18 protein-coding genes are annotated in these 22720 nt (G+C 39.1%); 3 read left to right on the top strand and 15 right to left on the bottom strand.

The window, feature by feature from the left end:
* Positions 1-136: 136 nt before the first annotated feature.
* On the top strand, positions 137-895 hold the full coding sequence (locus WDJ61_RS07280) for a UDP-galactose-lipid carrier transferase (protein WP_338754132.1): 759 nt from the start codon (positions 137-139) through the stop codon (positions 893-895).
* A gap of 106 nt (positions 896-1001) precedes the next feature.
* On the opposite strand, the gene WDJ61_RS07275 is transcribed toward WDJ61_RS07280, so the two are convergent.
* Positions 1002-1556 (bottom strand): glycerol-3-phosphate responsive antiterminator, encoded by a 555-nt coding sequence (locus WDJ61_RS07275; RefSeq protein ID WP_338754131.1) that lies wholly within the window; start codon positions 1554-1556, stop codon positions 1002-1004.
* A gap of 345 nt (positions 1557-1901) precedes the next feature.
* Between WDJ61_RS07275 and WDJ61_RS07270 the strand changes: the two genes are divergently transcribed.
* Positions 1902-2651: a MerR family transcriptional regulator gene (locus tag WDJ61_RS07270; protein WP_338754130.1), complete on the top strand. Its 750-nt coding sequence runs from the start codon at positions 1902-1904 to the stop codon at positions 2649-2651.
* Positions 2641-4383, top strand: a complete 1743-nt coding sequence (locus tag WDJ61_RS07265) for an ABC transporter ATP-binding protein (protein WP_338754129.1) — start codon at positions 2641-2643, stop codon at positions 4381-4383. Before WDJ61_RS07270 ends, WDJ61_RS07265 begins: the two co-directional genes overlap by 11 nt.
* Positions 4384-4430: 47 nt before the next feature.
* Here the strand turns inward: WDJ61_RS07265 and WDJ61_RS07260 are convergent, their stop codons facing one another.
* The 14 genes from WDJ61_RS07260 to recA all read right to left on the bottom strand — a co-directional run bounded on the left by WDJ61_RS07260 (position 4431) and on the right by recA (position 22391).
* Positions 4431-5000, bottom strand: a complete 570-nt coding sequence (locus WDJ61_RS07260) for a YdcF family protein (RefSeq protein WP_338754128.1) — start codon at positions 4998-5000, stop codon at positions 4431-4433.
* 328 nt (positions 5001-5328) lie between these two features.
* A complete protein-coding gene (locus WDJ61_RS07255) occupies positions 5329-6159 on the bottom strand; it encodes a M23 family metallopeptidase (RefSeq protein ID WP_338754126.1) in 831 nt (276 codons plus the stop codon).
* Between the two features lie 654 nt (positions 6160-6813).
* Positions 6814-8694, bottom strand: a complete 1881-nt coding sequence (mutL, locus tag WDJ61_RS07250) for a DNA mismatch repair endonuclease MutL (protein ID WP_338754125.1) — start codon at positions 8692-8694, stop codon at positions 6814-6816.
* A gap of 22 nt (positions 8695-8716) precedes the next feature.
* Positions 8717-11329, bottom strand: a complete 2613-nt coding sequence (mutS, locus tag WDJ61_RS07245; protein WP_338754124.1) for a DNA mismatch repair protein MutS — start codon at positions 11327-11329, stop codon at positions 8717-8719.
* Positions 11330-11445: 116 nt separating this feature from the next.
* On the bottom strand, positions 11446-11982 hold the full coding sequence (gene cotE / locus WDJ61_RS07240) for an outer spore coat protein CotE (RefSeq protein ID WP_338754122.1): 537 nt from the start codon (positions 11980-11982) through the stop codon (positions 11446-11448).
* Between the two features lie 170 nt (positions 11983-12152).
* Complete coding sequence (locus tag WDJ61_RS07235; RefSeq protein ID WP_338754121.1) at positions 12153-12584, bottom strand: RicAFT regulatory complex protein RicA family protein; 432 nt, start codon at positions 12582-12584, stop codon at positions 12153-12155.
* A 1-nt stretch (position 12585) separates the two neighbouring features.
* Positions 12586-14130: a tRNA (N6-isopentenyl adenosine(37)-C2)-methylthiotransferase MiaB gene (gene miaB / locus WDJ61_RS07230; RefSeq protein ID WP_338754119.1), complete on the bottom strand. Its 1545-nt coding sequence runs from the start codon at positions 14128-14130 to the stop codon at positions 12586-12588.
* A 219-nt stretch (positions 14131-14349) separates the two neighbouring features.
* Entirely contained in the window at positions 14350-15216 is an 867-nt protein-coding gene (locus tag WDJ61_RS07225) for a 2-oxoacid:ferredoxin oxidoreductase subunit beta (RefSeq protein WP_338754117.1), read from the bottom strand.
* The gene (locus WDJ61_RS07220) at positions 15217-16953 is read right to left on the bottom strand and encodes a 2-oxoacid:acceptor oxidoreductase subunit alpha (RefSeq protein WP_338754116.1); all 1737 of its coding nucleotides are present in this window, start codon (positions 16951-16953) and stop codon (positions 15217-15219) included.
* Positions 16954-17042: 89 nt separating this feature from the next.
* Complete coding sequence (locus tag WDJ61_RS07215; protein ID WP_338754114.1) at positions 17043-17963, bottom strand: dipeptidase; 921 nt, start codon at positions 17961-17963, stop codon at positions 17043-17045.
* Between the two features lie 172 nt (positions 17964-18135).
* The gene (spoVS, locus tag WDJ61_RS07210; RefSeq protein WP_094835567.1) at positions 18136-18396 is read right to left on the bottom strand and encodes a stage V sporulation protein SpoVS; all 261 of its coding nucleotides are present in this window, start codon (positions 18394-18396) and stop codon (positions 18136-18138) included.
* 283 nt (positions 18397-18679) lie between these two features.
* Positions 18680-19480, bottom strand: a complete 801-nt coding sequence (locus WDJ61_RS07205; RefSeq protein WP_338754113.1) for a TIGR00282 family metallophosphoesterase — start codon at positions 19478-19480, stop codon at positions 18680-18682.
* Between the two features lie 65 nt (positions 19481-19545).
* On the bottom strand, positions 19546-21105 hold the full coding sequence (rny, locus tag WDJ61_RS07200) for a ribonuclease Y (RefSeq protein WP_338754112.1): 1560 nt from the start codon (positions 21103-21105) through the stop codon (positions 19546-19548).
* 239 nt (positions 21106-21344) lie between these two features.
* Entirely contained in the window at positions 21345-22391 is a 1047-nt protein-coding gene (recA, locus tag WDJ61_RS07195) for a recombinase RecA (protein ID WP_338754111.1), read from the bottom strand.
* Positions 22392-22720 lie beyond the last annotated feature (329 nt).

The following is a 22720-nucleotide window of genomic DNA, read 5'->3' as shown; positions in this document are numbered from 1 at the left end:
ATTATTAACTTGGCTTTATATTAAATCGCACTGAAAGCGTTGTCAACGTTTTTCTTACAAAACAAAAAGGCTTTTTTTGAAATCCTCTCCTTAAAATGTTATAATATTCCTATGATTAAAGAAGGAGAGAAAATTAATGGGCAAATATTTTACTTCAGTAGATTTAACAAAAAAGATCGATCATAAGAAAGAGTACAAACAGCAGTTAAAACTCTATCAACAACGTTTATTAAGCTTACAGCAACTACTTTTTAAAGAAAAAATCGCCTTGATCCTTGTCATGGAAGGATGGGATGCTGCTGGTAAAGGAGGTGCCATTAAGCGATTCACTGAAAAACTAGATCCTCGTGGTCTCTACGTACATCCTATTGCCGCACCAGCTCCTCACGAACTTCGCTATCATTATTTGCAACGTTTTTGGAGAAAAATTCCTCAGTATGGTCAAATCGCAGTTTTTGACCGCTCGTGGTATGGAAGAGTGCTAGTAGAGAGAATAGAAGGCTTCGCTACACAAACAGAATGGAAAAGAGCCTACAAAGAAATCAATCAATTTGAACAAGAGCTGACAGACGACCGTTACATTGTATCAAAATTTTGGATACATATTAGTAAGGAAGAACAAGCAAACCGCTTTGCTGAAAGACAACAAAACCCGCTTAAGCGCTGGAAGATCACCGATGAAGATTGGCGCAATCGTGAAAAGTGGGATGAATATGAAAAAGCGGCTGAAGACATGTTTGAAAAAACACATGTCGAATCGGCGCCATGGCATATCATCCCTGGTAATGATAAAAAATACGCAAGAGTAGCTGTTACGAAGCAAATCGTCGAAGATATCGAAAAGAGCTTAACGGCTAGAGGCATTAAACTACCAGACTACTCATTATTTGAATAATTGACCTTTCAAAAGACTGTCCTAAAAACAATAGTCATAGGACAGTCTTTTTTCATATTTTTAAAGACTAATATCCACCTGCTAAAAGGCGGCATTGGAAATTTACTTAATAATAAAGCTTCCATAGCTCTCGATTAGAAGTTGTGATGGCACATGCCCCTGCTTCAAGAGCCATTTCTACCTCTGCCTGTTCCTCAATTAACCCACCAGCAAAGATCGGTTTCCCCGTTTGCTCATGTAGCGTTTTAATGACTTTGGGGACAACACCTGGTAATACTTCAATATAATCCGGGTCTGTTTTTTCGATCAATTTGATGCTACGATTCAATGCACTTGAATCAATAATAAATGCTCTTTGTGTCACATACAGACCTTTTTGCTTCGCTTTAATCAACGCATTTCCTTTCGTAGAAATAATTCCATATGGTTTAACGTATTGAGCAATAAATTCAGCAGCATGCTCATCTGTTGTTAATCCATTGATTAAATCCAAGTGAAGAAACATCTTTTTTCCTTGTTCTTGCGCATATTCAAACACACTTTTGACCATGCCCACATGAAGATCAAGAAACACTCCATACTCAAATGGAGTATCTAGCATTTTATCAAAGTCCTTCATCGTTCGAACAGCAGGCAAAATCTTTTGACCATGAAAGCTCATCTTGATTCTCCTTTATTCTGTAGTACTCGTTACTTTCTTTTCTGTATGTTGAAAATTATAAACCATAAATAGGGCAGCTAAAAAGAAAAACATGACGCTGATCATCATAAAGGAATTGATTTTCTCAAACATTTAAAATAATATCCAAAAACGATAGTGACCTTTCACTTGTATCATATGTAACCTCTCTTTTTTGACTGTTCCCATTGTTTACTCATAATTGTAAGCGAACGCGGCGAATTCGTACAGAGCACTTTTTTCTAGCCTATTTTTACTTCCCCCTTGCCCTTCACGTTACGTGATGTTTTATGATAAGGATAGTTACTTTTTAGGGAGAGATGAATGATGAAAAAATACACAATTGGAGAATTGGGAAAGCTCACAGGTATGTCCGCTCGCACGTTGCAATACTATGATGAAATCGGTCTATTAAAAGCTGAGCGAACAAAAGCTGGACATCGCTCGTATAAGGAAGAAGACTTTTTTACGCTGCAAAAAATTATTTCCTTGAAATTTTTAGGGTTTTCTCTTGATGAAACGGCCAAATATCTTCGCAATGAAAACTGGGATATGAAGGATTCCCTTGTATTTCAACGAGATATGATGAAGAAAAAACGAGAACAGTTAGATGATTCCATTCGATTGTTGAATTTAGCGATCGAGCAAATTGATCATAATTACAAGCTAGATCCACAAGTTTTTACTTCTATTATTAACAGTGTACAAATGGAGGATGAGCATAAAGAATGGATGAAGTCTCATTGGCCCGAGGAATTAGTGGAACAACTTTATGATCGAGTAAAAGAAGTTCAAGAAGAGATGGAGAAAAAAATGATGGACCTTTTTTCAAGATTTAAAGAAGTCATGTTTTCTGATCCCGCGAGTCCTCAAGTAGAAAGACTTGTTAAAGAATTCACTTCTTTGGCTAATGAAGTAATTGGTGAGGACCCTTCCACACTAGAAAAATTAGCGGCGGAAGAGATTCCATTAGATCCATGGTTGTTTCCTAGCCCCTTCTCTCCTGAAGAAGAGAAATGGATGGAACAAGTAATGGCTTACTATATGGAAAAGGAGGAAGAAAATAATGGAAAATAGTAAAAAAACAGATGCTAAACAATGGAAAGCCTTTTTTCAATTATTCACACAAAGTAAGATTCCAAAGTGGATAATTATTTTAGCAATCACCTTAAGTATCATCGAAACCGCTGCCGGGTTAGTGGTCCCCCTATTTACCCGCAATTTAGTAGATGGACTTGCCGAAAATCAATTGCCGCCATCCGTTATTATTTTTTTAGCCGGAAGCTTTTTCTTACAAACGATTTCAGGTGGATTTTCTTTTTATTTGATGAGTTACATTGGAGAATCCGTTGTTTCCTCGATTCGCCAGCGTTTATGGAATCAAGTGCTTGCCCTTCCCGTTGATTATTTTGATCAACATGAATCAGGTGAGACGATGAGTCGGATCACACAGGATACAAACATTGTCAAAACGTTAATTACACAGCATCTCATCTCTTTTGTCACTGGGATCATTTCGGTGATTGGAGCCGTTGTTATTCTATTATTCATCGATTGGAAAATGACGGTTATTATGTTGCTGGCCGTTCCGTTGGCGATATTGATGATCGTACCTTTAGGGCAAAAAATGTATCGTATTTCTAAAAATACACAAGAGGAAATGGCTGGGTTTTCAGGAGATCTTGGTCGAGTCCTTTCAGATATTCGTCTAGTAAAAGCCTACAATGCTGAGCATATTGAAAAAAATAAAGGATTAAATCGCATCGAGGGTCTATTTCAATTCGGATTAAAAGAAGCGCGTATTCAAGCAATCATTTCCCCTTTCATGACCGTCATTATGATGCTTGTTCTTGTTGTATTAATTGGCTACGGCGGCATCCGTGTGGCATCTGGTGAGCTATCAGCTGGGTCACTTGTCGCCATCATCATTTACATGTTTCAAATTGTGATCCCTTTTAGTCAAATGGCCTCTTTTTTTACCGCTTTTCAAAAAGCGATGGGAGCAACCGAGCGAATCCAAGAAATTTTATCTTTACCGACTGAAGCGGAAGGTACGGGTCTTCCAATAAAGGAAGCTTCAAAGGATCTGATGCTGAAAGATTTATCATTTAGTTACAGTGAAAACAAGCCTGTGTTAAAGCAGTTTAATCTTCATATACCAACAGGAAAAACAACCGCTTTTGTTGGACCAAGTGGAAGCGGTAAAACGACGTTGTTTGCCTTATTCGAACGTTTCTACCATCCAGATCGTGGTCAGATTCTTCTTGGTGAACGTAACATCCATCAGTTTCAGTTGGAAGATTGGAGGAACCAAATCGGGTATGTGTCGCAGGAAAGCCCAATTATGTCAGGAACGATTCTCGAAAATATTAGCTATGGGATGGAAGGCGAAATTTCATTTGAGGATGTGAAACGAGCGGCACAGCTTGCGAATGCTGATGAATTTATTGATCGTTTGCCAGATCAATATGATACGGAAGTAGGCGAGCGAGGAATGAAACTGTCAGGTGGTCAACGGCAAAGAATTGCCATCGCTCGAGCATTTATGAGAAACCCCAAAATTTTGCTTCTTGATGAAGCGACATCCAATCTAGACAGTGCATCTGAACAACTTGTTCAAAAGGCACTAGATCAGCTAATGAATGGACGAACAACTCTTGTGATTGCACACCGCCTATCCACAATCGTGAATGCGGATCAAATTGCCGTTATCGAAAACGGACGAATCACCGGAACAGGCACACATGACACGCTATATAATCAGCACCCACTCTACCGAAAACTAGCCAACCAACAATTTAACAACTAAAGTATATGAACGTAGCGGGGGATGACCTCCCCTGCGTTCATATGCTGTTATTTTCCTGTAAGAAACATTTTTGTGATAGCTGCGAATTCTCTTATGTATGCTTGTGTTTTGATGACCTCTGGTGTAGGAGCTGCCAGCGTATATGTTTTTATTCCTTGTTTTTCTGCTAATTTCTTGGCTCGATATAGATGGAAGTCGTTCGTGACGATCACAGCTTCCTTTATCTTAAATTTCTTTTTCGAAAAAATGATATTTTCATAGGTAGATGTAGATTGGTCTTCCACTAATATTTTCTCTTGCGGTATCCCATTTTCTATAAAAAATTGTTTCATCGCTTCGGCTTCTGATATAGCTTCTTCAGAGCCTCTCCCGCCAGATACAATCACTTTCGATTCTGGATTTTTCTTTAAATAATCAAGCGCCGTGTTCACACGATATTGCAGACTTAACGACATTTCCGTACCATTTACTTTCGCCCCTAACACCATAATATATGCTACATTTGATGGGGGCTTTTCGGCAGCGGTCGCTTTGATTTGCTGATAATAATATGTACATAAACCAATGGGAATTAGCACGAGCAAACTTCCTATGAACCATAGTTTTCGAATGATCATAATATAACCTCTTTATTTGTCATATATAACGACGGTAATGGAGATAACGGTCCACTGCCTTCATATAACTCTTTTAATTATCCACATTCACAAACATTTATTCGTATTCTTATACCGATGTAATTCATTTCATAAATGATTTATTATTATACATCTTACCACACATTTTCCACAATAAACGATAAAAGATGGTCGTTTTGGTGATCATGTCCTTTCATGTGGTTACTTTTTCATCACAATATATACCCATAACACAAAAAAATTAATTAAACAAAACAAGCTTCTCTCTATTAAAGAGAAAAGCTTAAATTCCAATTAGACATACATATTATTTTACTACTTTTACATATTCAGCCTTAATCCAAGTATTTTGGCCAAGATCATACCATCCATCCTCAGCTCCATCTACTTTAAATGTCGTTCCCGGGCTTACTTTCCCCTTATATGCCCCATTTGGAGCACTGTATACATTAACGTTCCATTGATAATCTACAGTTGCACGATACGGTGTTACTATAACATTAGCAGAATGTATCCAAGTATTATCTCCAATATTGTAATACGTATTACCATCTGATCCTATTGCTTTATTATATACTTTATACGTTCCACCATTTGGCAATGAGCCTTTTAAACCATAACCTGGAGCACCAAAAATATTTACATTTTTATCCTTTGGAGCATTAACTTTTAAAGTCGCAAATGTGCCATCATACTTATGATATTCAACTTGTGTTTCTTTTCCTAAGTAGTTTAGTGGATTTACTGCATTAGATTTGGAACTATTCCAAGTACCTTTGTGCAATTCAAAATGTAAATGTTGACCGCTAGAATGACCTGTATTCCCCATATAACCAATAACTGTTCCTTGATTTACTTTTTGTCCTGCTGAAACCTTACGACTTCCTGATTTCATATGAGCATAAACCGTTTCATATGGGACACCATTTATGTTGTGTTTAATAAACACTACTTCTCCATAAGAACTTGAATAATATGATTTGCTTACAGTTCCGCTTGCTGAAGCCTTAATTGGAACAGTACCAGATTTTGCAATATCAATACCGTAATGTTTTCCACCTCTAGAACCAAACGTATCCGTAAGTTTCCCATCAGCTGGCCATGTAAAAGAAGTGGCAGCTAGTGATGAATTTGGCATAAATCCAAGTGTCGACAACAATAAAACAAAAGAAACTAATAAAATACTAAGTCTTTTCTTAATTACTTTTTATCTCCCCTTTATTTTCATTAACACTATGCCAATATACCAAACAATCCATTCCAACAATAGCAGTTTGCTGGAAATTAATATTTTTTAATTATAAAAACATCAATTTGACATAAAAACATCAATCTGACATAAAAAACATCAATTTGACATATCTAAACGACTATTAATATTTGAAATAAATGTAAATTAATTTCAATTTGTTAATATATCTAAACTATGTGAAAAAAACCTCTGATGGCTGTGATCAAGGATTTTTTGTTTAAGCTGTATACCGCCGTTTAATGATACATAAATAATATCCCCTTCTTTGACTTTAAAGGGGATATTTCTCACGGTCACTAACTCTTCAAGCGATTCATCTTCAAGAAATAACAGTTTAATTTCATCGGAATAGAAAAATTGCTCAACTTAAAGAGAAATATAGGCATGTCACACCGAATTTACAAGGTCAATCAGCCGAACATTTTTCTCAAGCACTCAAGAAAAACAGGCTCTGAGCAGTAAATGTGGTCAAATTATGGTCAATTACTCCAATAAAACACTAAGAACCCTTAATATATAAGGGTTCTTCAAAAATCGAAATCACATAATCCGTTTAAACATTTTTTCTAATTCATACGTAGAATAGTGGATAAGAATCGGGCGTCCATGCGGACAAGTAAACGGATCGGAACTTTGCCTTAGATCGTCGAGTAGTTGTTGGATTTCATCTTGTCTAAGGTGATGATTCGCTTTGATCGATGCTTTACAACTCATCATAATGGCTGCTTCTTCTCGCAATTTTTTAATATCTACTTGTTTCATAGATAATAGCTGCTCGATTATCTCTTCTATGATGGTTTGTTCTTCTCCCTTTGGAAACCATTGTGGATGAGAACGGACAATGAACGCACGATCCCCGAATGACTCTAGGAAGATGCCTACTTCCTCCAATTGCTTAACATACTCCAAAATTTTGATACAATCATCTGCTGAATACTCTAATGTTAAGGGCATTAGCATTTCTTGTAGCTCTTTTTCGACTTGTCCTACTTTTTCTCTGAAATACTCATATTTTAGTCTTTCTTGAGCGGCATGTTGATCAATCATATATAGCCCATTTTCATTTTGAGCAAAAATGTACGTCCCATGCATTTGACCGATCGGATAGAGCGGGGGAATGCGACTTTCTATTGGCTTGCTTTCGACTGCCACTTCTTCTACTTCTTCCATTTCATCCCTGTGATTAGGCATAAAAAAGTTAGGAGCTTCCTTTGTCACAAGCCGATCTGTACGCTCTGTTTGTTCTTGATCGAAAGAATACACCGGCTCATTTTCGGTTGGTTTTCTTTGTTGTAAAAATGAAAAGCTTGTTTCCTCCGTTGCCCGACTTTCTACTTTCGCTTTTGAAGGCGAGTCAAGATGGTCGAGAGTAAACGTTTGCTGCTCAGATTCGATTTGTACTTTTTTTTGTATTGGAGCAGCACTTGGAATTAATGTTTCTTTTTTAAAGGCTTGTTGAACAGCAGAAGTAATTAATTCAATTAATTGCTGCTCCTTACTAAAGCGAACCTCTAATTTAGACGGATGGACATTTACATCGACTAAAAGTGGGTCCATTTTAATATTGACTAAGGCGATCGGATAGCGACCAACTGGAAGAAGAGTATGATACCCCTCTAAAACCGCTCTGACTAATCCATAGTTTTTAATAAAACGACCATTCACCATCATCGACATATAATTTCTCGAAGCCCTTGTCACTTCTGGAAGCGCCAACCAACCATCAATTTCAAAATCAAGTGAAGATGCCGTTAAAGGAACCATTTTCTTCGCTATATTCACCCCATAAATGGCTGCCAGCACTTGTCTGACGTCCCCGTTTCCAGTTGTATGTAATAGCTCACGACCATTATGACGCAGGCGAATGGAAACCTCCGGATGGGCTAGCGCCAGTCGATTGACCACATCTGTAATATTTCCAAGCTCTGTGTGAATCGTTTTCATATATTTTAATCGAGCGGGAGTGTTAAAAAATAACCCGGATACTTTAATATCTGTTCCTTGCCGGCTGTTTGCTTGAATATGCTCCTTGACCACACCACCTGAAAGAATAATTTTTGAGCCTGCTCCCTCTCCTGTGCTGGTCGTCATTTCGAGCTCTGAAACAGAAGCGATACTCGGTAATGCCTCTCCTCGAAAACCAAGGGTGCGAATACGGAACAGATCGTTTTCATCTTTAATCTTACTTGTAGCGTGACGAGCAAAGGCGGTGAGCACATCTTCCGGCTCAATGCCCCCACCATTGTCAAGAATTCGAATACACTCTAGCCCAGCTTCCTCGACATCGATTTCAACCACTGTACTATTGGCATCAATCGAGTTTTCTACTAACTCTTTTACAACAGATGCAGGTCGCTCCACCACTTCTCCAGCAGCAATTTTATTGGATAGCACGTCATCTAACAGCACGATTTTCCCCATTTTCGTCACCCTCTTTCATCGGTTATTTTTTGACTTTTTTCTGTAACGCATAAAGAGCATTCATCGCATCTAATGGCGTCATTTCTAATAAATCAAACTTCCTTAATTCCTCAATGATCTTGCTGTCTTTTGATGTAGGTTCAGGCGAAACAGCAACCTTTTCTTGGAAGAACGACAATTGAGCTGCTTCTTTTTCAACTTCAACCGCTACCTGTTCTTCCTTTACTTGCTGATTTTTCGTATGGCTTTCTTGTTGCTGCCCCTTCTCCTCTAATCCTTTTAAAATTTCATTTGCTCGTTTAATTAATTCTTTCGGAAGTTCCGCTAATTCAGCTACGTGGATCCCATAGCTTTTATCAGCCGCCCCTTCTTTAATTTTATGCAAAAACACGACTCTTCCATTTTGTTCGACCGCTTGGACATGAACATTTTTTAATTGCGCTAACTCTTCTTCTAACACCGTCAGTTCATGATAATGTGTAGAAAAAAGCGTTTTTGCTCCAATTTTGTCATGAATATACTCAATGATCGCTTGGGCAAGAGCCATTCCATCATAAGTAGACGTTCCGCGACCGATTTCATCAAATAAAATTAACGATTGGTTCGTTGCATGAGTAATGGCATTTTTTGCTTCTAACATTTCCACCATAAAGGTACTTTGTCCCGAAATCAAATCATCTGCCGCTCCGATTCTCGTAAATACTTGATCGAAAATAGGAAGCTCTGCTTTAGCAGCTGGCACAAAGCAACCAATTTGAGCTAAGATGGCTGTTAATGCCACTTGCCTCATGTACGTGCTTTTCCCAGACATATTTGGTCCTGTAATAAGGAGCATTTCTCTTTCGGCGTTCATCTCACAATCATTTGGCACATATTCCTGTGAATCCATTACTTTCTCTACCACTGGATGGCGACCATCTTTAAGAACTAATTCTCGGCCTTTCGTTAAAATCGGCCGGACATAGTGACGCATTTCACTAACTGTCGCAAAGCATTGAAGAACATCGAGTTCACTAACAAGGTGTGAGAGCTGCTGCAAACGAGGAATATACTCCTTGACGCTTTCTCTTAGCTCTAAAAATAGCGCGTACTCCAGCTCAACCATTTTTTCATTGGCTTGTAGGATCATCGCTTCTTTTTCTTTTAACTCTGGAGTAATGAATCGTTCACAATTGGCTAATGTTTGCTTGCGTTCATAACGACTATCATCAAGTGCGTTGAGATTCGCTTTCGTAATTTCAATATAATAGCCAAAAATTCGATTATAGCCGATTTTCAAAGACTTAATGCCGGTCCGTTCTTTTTCCTCTCGCTCTAAATTTGCAATCCATGTTTTTCCGTTTCGGCTTGCATCACGATACGTATCGAGCTCGGCATGAAAACCTTCTTGAATCATTCCCCCTTCTTTAATGGTCAATGGCGGATGATCCACTAAGGCTCTTTCTAGCAAATCAGTCAGTTCTTCACAAGGATCGATGTTATTTGTCAACTCACTGATTTCTTGATTGTTTATTTGAGAGAGTATTTGCTTTAATAGCGGAATTTGCTGTAATGATTTTTTTAATTGGACGAGATCCCGTCCATTCACATTACCAAAGGCAACTCTTCCAGCTAAACGCTCTAAATCATACACTTCCTTTAATTGCTCACGAAGTTCCTGACGCTCAAAAAAAGAGGAAATTAACGTTTGTACCATCGTTAACCGTCGCTCAATTTGATCTTGCTGGATCAACGGCCGATCGATCCATTGTTTCAATAACCGTCCTCCCATGGCCGTCATCGTCTCATCGAGAAGCCAAAGCAATGAGCCTTTCTTTCCTTTTGATCGAATCGTTTCTGTTAGTTCAAGATTTCGCTTCGAGTATTGATCGATTCTCATAAACTGATACACATTATAATGTTCAACCGGCTGCAAATGATCTAAGCTTCTCTTTTGCGTACGATGTAAATACGAGAATAATAAAGAAACGACTTGTCTAAGCTCTGATTGATTTACATTTTGCATGAGTGGAATAAATGCTTCTTGTTCAGAATTCCCCTCTTCTATCGAAAGCGTCACCGCTAATCGCTCTCTCAACTGGTGTTGAATCGTTGAATCAAGATTCGCTTGAATCACGACCTCTTTCACTTGCAAAGTGGCTAATTCATTCATAACTTCATCTAATGAGGATAAGGAGGTCACCTTATTTTCTCCTGTTGATAAATCACTAGCAGCTAGTCCATAGGTTTCGTTGGAGAAAGCGAACAGTGCTGCTAAATAATTATTTTCTTTATCTTGAAGCCCTTTGCCTTCCATGACAGTTCCAGGTGTAATTAATTGCACCACTTCACGTCTAACTACACCTTTGGCTTGTTTCGGATCTTCCGTTTGCTCACAAATAGCGACTTTATGACCTAAATCAATAAGCTGTTCGATATAACCTGCCGCTGCATGGTACGGAACGCCACACATTGGGATTTTTTCTGTGGAACCTCCGTCCCTGCTAGTTAATGTAATTTCTAGCAATTGACTCGCCTTCGTTGCATCTTCAAAAAACATTTCATAAAAATCGCCTAAACGAAAAAATAAAAAGGCATCTTGATATTCTGCCTTGACTTTTAAATATTGTTGGATCATTGGGGTATATTGCTTCATCAAATTCCAATCCCTTTCCACATTGCCTGTCTATTTTCAAATTATAATTATATCATACCCCTTAAATTGAAGCAGAAAAAAAAGTGCCGGCCACATTTTTTGGCCCGCACTGACTATTAATGCTCTTGTTCATCATCGAGAAATGATGTATCCAATTCTTCATAGTCATCATCATCAAAATCAAAATCCCAGTCACCATCAGAGCCAGGCGGATGAACAGCTACACAAATTTTCGTTTCACCAACGACTTCAACCAAAAACTCTCTTTCTACGTGCACAACGATTTTATTTCCATGCTTCGAAATAACAGCTTCACAACAATTTGGCTGCTGTAACACTCTTGCTATGACCTCGTCATCATCGAAGCAATGTTCATCGCGATATTTAAGTTTAATCACATCTTTATAGTCGACCCTCTCTGTGACGACCGATGTTTTCGTATTATCGTGATGAGAATACCAGACATTAATGTCATATATTCCGTGCACTTCTACTGTTTTCCCGACCTTTTTGGCTTTATACTCATGGTTAATGATCCAGCAGCCTAAAATGCTCGATGGATGGTTCGGTGGACTAATGGTGTGATGAGACTGTGTAAACTTACGGCCTTTGGCAACGACCGACTTTGTTATAATCTCCCTATATTCTGCCATTCGAGCGTACCTCCTCGCTTGTTCTCCATTTATCCTATGCACAAAAAGCAAGACATGTGCCTAGCAGAAATAAAAATTATTCAAACGAAAAACTACGTCAAAAATAGCTAAACGAAAAAAGAGACCGCGCTTCATTTAGCAGCAAGTCTCTTTTTGCATGTTTTCTTCGATTAACTGCAGCTTCCAGGCTGACTGTTTTTCACCTGAGCACCAGTCTCACCACGAAGCAAATCTCCACCAGTTGATTCAATAATATGATCAGTGACCGTATTAGAAATAGATGAAGCCACAATTTGCAGAATTTCATTCACTTCCACTTGTGATTCTTTAAATTGTTGTACAACTGGAATTTCATCTAATTCTTGTTCAATTTTTTGAATTTTTTCTTCCACCATTTTTAAGGCTTCGATCTTTCCGTAATGCTGAAAGTTCACCGCTTGTTTTTGTAAGCTTTTTAGACTTGCAATTTTTTCGCGAACCTTTTGATTTTCATGAATTTTTGACTCAGCTTCTTTAAAGAACGCTACTTCCTCTGTTTCAGAAATCATTTGAGCAAGCTCTTTTGCACGTGCCACAATATCGTCTTTCGTGTATAACGTCATATTAGTTCACCTCTGCCATTGTATGTTCTTCTACCATTTCACCATTTAAGGACCATGTTTTTGCTTCTGCAATCTTTACTTTAACAATTTTTCCGATCGCTGTTTTAGGCCCTTTAAAGTTCACAAGTTTACTTTTATTTGTATAACCAGCTAGAATATCAGGATTGTTCTTACTCTCACCTTCTACTAATACTTCAACAATTTGACCTTTATATGGTTTCATTGCTTCAGCTGATAACTCGTTCACTACCGCATTTAATCGTTGTAGACGCTCTTTCTTCACTTTCATTGGAACATTGTCTTTCATTTTTGCTGCTGGCGTTCCTTCTCGTGGAGAGTAGATAAATGTATACGCCGATTCAAAACCTACTTCTCTATAAAGAGATAACGTTTCTTCAAATTGTTCTTCCGTTTCATTTGGATAGCCGACAATAATATCCGTTGTTAATGCAACATCTGGAATCGCGACTTTAATTTTACGAACAAGCTCTAGGAACTGCTCACGATTGTATTTACGTGCCATAATCTTCAACACTTCAGAAGAACCTGACTGCACTGGCAAATGAATGTGATCCATTAAATTGCCTTTCTTCGCTAATACTTCAATTAAATGATCATCGAAGTCACGCGGATGGCTCGTTGTAAAACGAACACGCGGAATATCAATTTTGCGGATTTCATCCATTAAATCGCCTAATCCGTATTTGATATCTTCAAAGTCTTTGCCATACGCGTTCACATTTTGACCAAGTAACGTAATTTCTTGATAACCTTGAGCGGCTAAATGACGCACTTCTTGAATAATCTCTTCCGGGCGACGACTTCTTTCTTTGCCGCGTGTGTACGGGACGATACAATACGTACAAAATTTATCACAGCCGTACATAATATTAACCCAAGCTTTAATATTGCCTCGACGCACTTTCGGAAGATTTTCAATGACATCTCCCTCTTTAGACCACACTTCAACAACCATTTCTTTAGATTTATAGGCTTCATCTAAAATTTGTGGCAAACGATGAATATTATGAGTACCAAAGATCATATCGACATGTTGATACGTTTTTAGGATTTTATTGACAACAGATTCCTCTTGGGACATACATCCGCAAACACCTAACAATAAATCTGGTCGCTCTTGCTTTAAGGCTTTAAAATGACCCAATTCACCAAATACTTTATTTTCGGCATTTTCACGAATCGCACATGTATTTAATAAAACGATATTCGCATCGTCGACAGCATCAGTGGCTTCATAGCCTAACGCTAAAAAGATACCAGCCATTACTTCTGTGTCATGCTCATTCATTTGGCATCCATATGTGCGAATATAGAATTTGCGCCCTTCGCCCATTCCTCGAAATCTCTCATCAATTTTGAAATCGTTATGATATTTAATGTCTTCTTTTCCACGCTTTTTGGCATCTTTTAAGGATGGCGGCTGATACACTGCTTCAAAATATTTACTATAATCCTTTTCGGATTTTTTGTCCGTTGGATTATTTTCATTCACTTGTTGTCCATGCTTGCGTTGTTCTTCATTCATTTTAGTTCTCCTTTCCTTTGCTGCTAAATAGGCAAAAAGAAAATACATTTGTAATGCATACACATTATTTTAGTATATAATAGAACAAAAGAAAGAACAACTAGACGGAATCAATATGTATGAAAGTGTTAAAAAACATTTATTTTATCGATAAAAAAGAGGGTGACACTTAAAAGATCGTTTTTCATCGACCTTTTCGTTCACCCTCTTTTTTATTTATTACATAAACTCTTTCACAAGCTTGTTAAAGTGAGCATCTTCTAATTTCAAGTCTTGGGCAGTTAACGGTTCATCAGAATAACCATACACAAGTTGTTGATAGGATGGTTTTTCTTTGTTTTGATAAATAATCCCCGTTACAAGACTGTCATGCTTCATTAACGTGTTCATCGCTAACTCACGATTAGACGAATCATACTCTTCAATCGTCGATAATTTCGTTAAATGTTCTTTAAACCAGTCATACGTATTAATTTTATTATAAGTGACGCATGGACTGAATACATTAATAATAGAGAATCCTTTATGCTCAATCCCTGCCTCAATGATCGCTGTTAATTCTTTTAAATCGGTTGAAAAGCTTTGAGCAACAAAGGTAGCACCGCTAGTGATAGCTAACTCCATCGGTGAGAGCGCACTTTCAATCGCCCCTTGTGGAGTAGATTTTGTTTTAAAACCTTCAGCAGAGCGCGGAGATGTTTGCCCTTTTGTTAATCCATAAATTTGATTATCCATGACAACATAAGTTAAATCAATATTACGGCGCATCGCATGAATGGTGTGTCCCATGCCAATGGCAAAGCCGTCACCATCTCCACCTGAAGCGATGACTGTTAAATCTTTATTCGCCATTTTTACTCCTTGGGCAATCGGAAGAGCGCGTCCGTGAATACCATGGAGCCCGTAGGAATTAATATACCCGGAAATACGACCAGAACAACCAATTCCAGAAATGACCGCAAGCTTTTCAGGTGTTAAACCGACATTTGCCGCCGCACGCTGAATCGCCGCTTGCACGGAAAAGTCACCGCAACCAGGGCACCAGTTAGGTTTGACATTATTTCGAAAATCTTTAAACGTCGCCATTTAAAACAGCTCCTTGCTACTTGTATAAATATGATGTGGCTGGAATGGATTCCCGTCATATTTACACAGACTTTTAATTTTTTGCGGGTAGCCTACGTTCATTTTAATAATATTGGCAAGCTGACCTGTTGCATTGTTTTCTACTACTAACACATGTTTCGTTGATTCAATTAACGGCAAAATTTCTTCTGTCGGGAATGGATGAATTAATCGAATTTGAGCGTGATTAACTTTCATTCCTTCTTGTTCTAATCGATCAATTGCTTCCTCAATCGCACCTCGAGTAGAGTTAAATCCAATTAACAATACATCAGATTGGTCATGCTTAGCATTTTTATAGACTGGTGTTTTAAACTGCATATGATTCAATTTTCGCATGCGCTTATCCATTTGTGCTTGGCGATTAGACGGAGACTCAGACGGTTTACCTGTTTCATCATGCTCAACACCTGTCACATGATGAATACCATGCTTCATTCCAGGAATCACACGAGGAGAGACACCATCTTCTGTCACTTCATAGCGTTTAAAATACGTTTTCTCTTCTGTTTCAGGTAGTTCTTCTTGAATCAGCTTTCCGCGACGAATTTCCACTTTGCTATAATCAAGCGGCTCGACCGTTTGTTTTCCTAATGACAATTGCAAATCAGACAAGATAATGACCGGGCATTGGTACTCCTCTGCCAAGTTAAAAGCCTCAACTGTATCAAAAAAGGCTTCTTCCACCGTACTTGGTGCAAGGACAATCTTTGGAATTTCCCCATGTGTTCCATAAATCATCGCCATCAAATCTGATTGTTCCTGTTTCGTCGGTAATCCCGTTGATGGTCCTCCACGTTGTGTATCAACTACAACAAGCGGTGTTTCCGTCATTCCTGCAAGGCCGATCGCCTCCATCATTAATGAAAGGCCCGGGCCGGCAGAAGCTGTGAATGAACGAATTCCTCCATAGTTCGCACCGATTGCCATCGTTGCTGCTGCGATTTCATCTTCCGTTTGAATGACCGTCCCGCCGACTTCTGGTAATTTTTCAATTAAATACTCCATAATTTCAGAAGCCGGTGTAATCGGATAAGCAGCCATTAAACGAACGCCGCCTGCGAGCGCCCCAAGAGCGATCGCATCGTTACCGATCATAAACATCCGCTGTTTGCCATCAGCTTCTTTAAGCTCCAGCGCTCCTTCTTTGCCATTTAGCTGATCAAGCATATAACGATAGCCTGCTTGAATAGCTTCCATATTTTTTTGAACAACCGCTTCGCCTTTACGTCCAAAAATCTCCTGAACGACACCTGTGAATACTTGAACATCAAGATTGATAACCGCACAAGTAGCTCCTACAGCAACCATGTTTTTCATTAGCGATGTTCCAAGTTCAGTTGCCATTTCCGTAAATGGCACAACATACAGCTCAGCATTTGTATCCTCTGGCTTGACAGGATTAAATTTCGAATCTGCAAGAATCATGCCTTTATCGTGTAATTCCTTACAGTTTACATCAATCGTCTCCTGATCAAATGCCACCAATATATCAAGATCATCCGCTACAGCACGAACAGGCGTCGTACTTACGCGAATTTTATTATTCGTATGTCCACCTTTAATCCTTGATGAAAAATGACGATACCCATATAAAAAATAGCCTAAGCGATTCAAAGCCATAGAGAAAATCTCTCCTGTACTTTCAATCCCTTCACCTTGCTGTCCTCCAACTTTCCAAGAAAGCTGCTCTATCATTGACCATTACACTCCTTTAATACGCTTCTTTCTCCACAAAACTAGTGTATCACTTTTAAGGATAAATCACTAACTTTATATTTGTTGATTTAGTTTGGAAACCGACGCGCGAAATTATAATAAAGAAATTTGTCTGTTTGAAGGGATGAATAATATTTATTCAGTAATTCACCCCATTGTTCATACGCTTGATAACAATCTAATCCCGAAATTGTTTCATCAATCCCATCAAAATCTGATCCAAATCCAAGATGGTCTTCTCCTCCAAGCTCACATAGATATTCTACATGTTTTAATAAATCAACTACGGTGGCTTTTCCTTCCTTCTTCACAAAGAAAGGAACAAATGTCAAACCGATGACACCATCTTTTTGGATGATTGCCTTAAGTTGTTCATCCTTTAAATTTCTTGGATGAGGACAAAGCTGATAACAATTAGAATGACTAGCAATCGGGAAGTGAGCCACATCTACCACATCCCAAAAAGCTCGCTCACATAAGTGGGAAACATCTGTCCATATCCCCAAATGATTTAGTTGTTCAACAACTTGGATGCCAAAAGCTGTCAGGCCAGCTCCTCTCTTTTCCAAGGCTCCATCTGCTGCAGCATTGGCATTGTTCCAAGTTAATCCAACCGAGCGAACACCAAGATGGTAGAGAATATTTAACTTCAGAGGGTCTTCTTCAATGGCCTCACAGCCTTCAAGCGTTAATACTACTCCAATTTCTCCTTTCAGCAAATCAAATATATCTTTCCTTGATTTGACTACTTTTATATCAGGATGAGGCTTCACAATTTTCTCATAGAATAAATCAATTTGCTCTAGCGCTGCTCGAAATCGTTCAGATGGCTTTAATGTAGAAGAGATGAAAATAGCAAAGCATTGCACTTTGCCTCCCGCTTTCTTTAACTGGTCATACGTAATATGCAGACCTTGACTTTGTTGAAAACTTAGACCCGTTTCAGTTTGAAGTCGATATAGAACATCACAATGAGCATCAAAAATCATGTTACCCCTCCTTAAATCTTATTATACAAGTAGGAATAGTATATTTACTATATTCAATTTAACATAAAATTGCAAATGTTTTTTCATTCAAATGAAAAGTCAGACTCCAACACAGAGCGGATGAAAACACAACTCCGTTTTCTGTGTTTGAGTCTGACCGTAATGTTTGTTTCTATCGTGGTTCGACAATCAATTTGATCGCTGTTCGTTCTTCCCCATCGATCAAGATATCGGTAAAAGCAGGAATACAAATTAGATCCACCCCGCTAGGAGCGACAAACCCTCTGGCAATGGCCACTGCTTTTACTGCCTGATTAAGCGCTCCAGCCCCAATTGCTTGGATTTCAGCGGCACCTCTTTCACGCAGAACACCGGCAAGTGCACCAGCTACAGAATTAGGATTGGATTTTGCCGAAACTTTTAATACTTCCATTTCATGGCCCCCTTTATTAACTATACCGAATGCTCATTCCATAGAACACACTTATCCCGCATTAACGGGTTGTAAGACCCCACCTCAACATGGCAGAAGAAGCACAGATATGTAGGTAGGGGATCAACAGCCCGTAAACGCCCGATCCGTTCAACTAACAATCAGTGGGGATGAGAAAAACGCCCACTGATTGAAGTTTCACTTTATCGCTAGCCTTCCATTGTTACTATATTCGAGGAATAGCTCACGTATTACTTGTCTATTTAACAAAAGGGGCAAGATGTTATTCTGCAATAAACGGATGATCGTCGTTAATGAGGATCGGATCAATTGTTTTTGCTAGACCTGTTTTGCGATCTAGCTCAATGAGGCAAGCACTAAGTTGAGTGCGGCCGCTCTTTGGCACTTCAAACCTAACAGGTAAACTAGTCAGGAATTTTTTTAGTACAGCTTCTTTTTCCATCCCTAAAATGCTGTCGTAAGGCCCTGTCATTCCAACATCTGATAAATAGGCCGTTCCTTTTGGCAATACCCGATGATCCGCTGTCTGAACATGAGTATGTGTACCTACAACAGCCGATACTTTCCCGTCTAAAAGCCAACCTATCGCTTGCTTTTCACTAGTAGCTTCCGCATGAACGTCTACAAAAATAAACGGAGTTCGCTTTCTCGCCTCTTCTACAAGCATTTCTACCGCTGTAAACGGGCAATCTAACGGAGGCATAAATGTACGCCCTTGAATGTTAATCACGGCAACCTCTAGTCCCGCTTGCTTCACAAAGATCAGCCCTTTACCAGGTGTACCTTCCGGGAAATTCGCCGGTCTCACAAGCTGCTTCGCTTCATCAATAAATTCAAATATCTCTTTATTGTCCCAAGCGTGATTCCCTAATGTGACTGCGTCCGCTCCATCATTTAAAAATTGACGGTAGATTTTCTGTGTAATCCCTCGTCCTGCAGCCGCATTTTCACCATTTACAATTGTGCATTCAGGACGGTACTTCTTTTTAAGCATCGGTAAATATTCACTGACCATTTCTCGCCCTGGAGAACCAACTACATCGCCTACAAATAATATTTTCATCTTTCTTTCCTTTCCGTCATTTGTTTTTTGCCAAAGGGAAAGCGGTGTGAAGGTTTCACACCGCTTTATTTCGCATATTCCACAGCTCGTGTTTCTCTTATCACTGTCACTTTAATATGGCCTGGATAATCCAGTTCCCCTTCAATCCGTTTTCTAATGTCGCGCGCCAATCGATGAGCGTGAAGATCATCAATTTGATCAGGTTTCACCATAATACGCACTTCGCGTCCCGCCTGAATCGCAAATGATTTCTCTACTCCGTCATAGGACTCTGAAATTTCTTCCAGTTTCTCAAGACGTCGTATATAGTTTTCAAGCGTTTCACTACGGGCACCTGGTCTGGCAGCAGACAGAGCATCTGCCGCGGCCACAAGAACAGCAATAATGGACGTCGGTTCCGTATCTCCATGATGCGACGCAATACTATTAATGACAATCGGGTGTTCTTTATATTTCGTCGCAAGCTCCACGCCTATTTCAACATGACTTCCTTCTACTTCGTGATCTACTGCTTTCCCGATATCATGAAGTAGTCCAGCACGACGAGCAAGGACTTCATCTTCGCCAAGCTCAGCAGCCATAAGCCCTGTAAGAAAAGCAACTTCCATCGAATGCTTTAACACATTCTGACCGTAACTCGTACGGAATTTCAAACGTCCTAATATCTTAATTAAATCAGGGTGAAGTCCATGAATACCAACTTCAAATGTAGTTTGTTCACCCATTTCGCGGATGTATTCATCCACTTCTCTTCTAGCTTTATCAACCATTTCCTCAATACGCGCTGGATGGATTCGTCCATCTTGCACAAGCTTCTCAAGCGCAATTCGAGCCGTTTCACGACGAATTGGATCAAAGCCTGAGAGAATCACCGCTTCTGGCGTATCATCGATAATTAAATCAATACCTGTAAGCGTTTCAAGCGTTCGAATATTTCGTCCTTCACGACCAATGATACGACCTTTCATTTCATCATTTGGCAAGTTCACAACTGAAACTGTTGTTTCTGCCACATGGTCTGCTGCACAGCGCTGAATAGCGAGAGAAAGAATATCTTTTGCCTTTTTGTCGGCCTCTTCTTTCGCGCGATTCTCTTGCTCTTTTGTCATCACAGCGATATCATGTGCAAGTTCTTGTTCGACACGTTCTAAAATGATCGCACGAGCTTCATCACGAGTGAGACTTGAGATTCGTTCCAGTTCAGCTTTCTGTACTTTCACCATCTCTTCCACTTTGCTGTCCATCTCTTCAATATGTTGTTGTCTCTCAGTTAGAGCTTCCTCTTTCTTCTCAAGTTGAGCCTCACGTTTATCCAATTGCTCATCTTTACGATCAAGGTTCTCTTCTTTCTGTAATAAACGATTCTCTTGTTTTTGCAATTCGTTTCTTCGTTCACGAAGCTCTAATTCAGTATCTGTACGAAGTTTATGAATTTCATCCTTTGCTTCAAGCAGGGCTTCTTTTTTCAACGCTTCTGCTTCTCGGTTGGCATCATCAATAATTTGTTCTGCCGCATCCTTTGCCCCTGCAATTTTAGACTCTGCAATGGATTTCCTAACAAAATAGCCAACAACTACACCAACGATTAGGCCAAGCAAAATGGAGATGATTGTAATAGCATCCATGATTTCACCTCCCCTTGCTATGATCTTTTGTCATGTTTTTAACATGTCGGCTGATACATTGTTCAACATTTCAATATACAGCTTCAATTCTTCCACTTTTAAGAGAAAAAAAATGTAAAATATACATACTAATTTTATAGGTGCGGAAATTCGTTGTCAAGCGTTTCATGGTAGACACAGTGTTAATTCTTTCATATATATAAAAGGAGCAGTGCGATCAAACACTGCTCCAACAGACTTTATTCATCTAGAAGATCAGATTCCTCTGACATATTCTCTTCTACAGGTTCAGTTACATCCTCATCTAACCCGTATTGTTTTCGAATCTTCAGCATGATCTCATGGCTAATATCCGGGTTCTCTTTTAAAAATTGCTTAGCATTTTCACGACCTTGCCCTAAGCGCTCTTCATTGTAAGAGTACCAAGCACCGCTCTTTTGAATAATATCTTCATCTGAGCCTAAATCAATGATTTCTCCTTCTCTAGAGATTCCTTCTCCGTACATAATATCAACTTCTGCCACACGGAAAGGAGGAGCTACTTTATTTTTAACTACTTTTATTTTCGTCTTATTACCGACCATTTCATTTCCTTGCTTTAATGTTTCAGCACGACGAACTTCTAAACGCACAGAGCTATAAAACTTAAGCGCACGTCCACCTGGTGTTGTTTCAGGATTCCCGAACATTACGCCGACTTTTTCACGAATTTGGTTAATGAAGATTGCGATCGTTTTCGATTTATTAATGGCTCCTGAAAGCTTACGCAACGCCTGTGACATAAGACGCGCTTGTAAACCAACATGCGAATCACCCATTTCCCCTTCGATCTCCGCTTTTGGTACTAAAGCTGCGACTGAATCGATGACGAGAATATCGACAGCACCACTTCGCACGAGTGCTTCAGCGATTTCTAGCGCTTGTTCCCCTGTATCCGGCTGAGATAATAAAAGTTCGTCAATATTTACCCCTAGCTTTTGAGCGTATACTGGATCTAGCGCGTGCTCCGCATCAATAAACGCCGCCTGACCGCCAGTTGCTTGCACTTCAGCAATCGCATGAAGAGCTACCGTTGTCTTACCAGAACTCTCCGGACCATATATTTCAATAATACGTCCACGCGGATAACCGCCTACTCCAAGCGCTGCATCCAAAGCGAGAGAACCGCTTGGTATAGTTGAGATTTTCCGGTCGGTTTGCTCACCTAGCTTCATAATCGACCCTTTACCGAATTGTTTTTCAATTTGTTTTAAAGCCATATCTAATGCTGCTTGGCGATCGTTCATCTATATTCCTCCTTAAAATGATACATCTATTAAAAAATCAACTTATGGATTTTCTGTTTCAAAATCTATCATTACTATACCTTTTTTATGAGATAATTTCAAGCAAAAAGCGAACATTTATTCGCATTTTTATTTTTTTCATTTTTTGAGAAAAAAGACCATACAACCTGAAGAATAACATAGCTTGGAGAAAAAATGAGGAAGAGACTGATAGATATCCGCTTATTCATATTAACATAGTCTTTATGAAGAAGGATATTTTTATGAACATCTTTGTTGAATTATTTACGACGGGCTTATGTGTTATTTTCACCCTAATCACACACCCA

This window comes from Bacillus sp. FJAT-52991 (assembly GCF_037201805.1).
Classification (GTDB): domain Bacteria; phylum Bacillota; class Bacilli; order Bacillales; family Domibacillaceae; genus Bacillus_CE; species Bacillus_CE kandeliae.
Note: the sequence above shows the minus strand (reverse complement) of the source record. Positions and strands in the feature narration are given on the sequence as shown.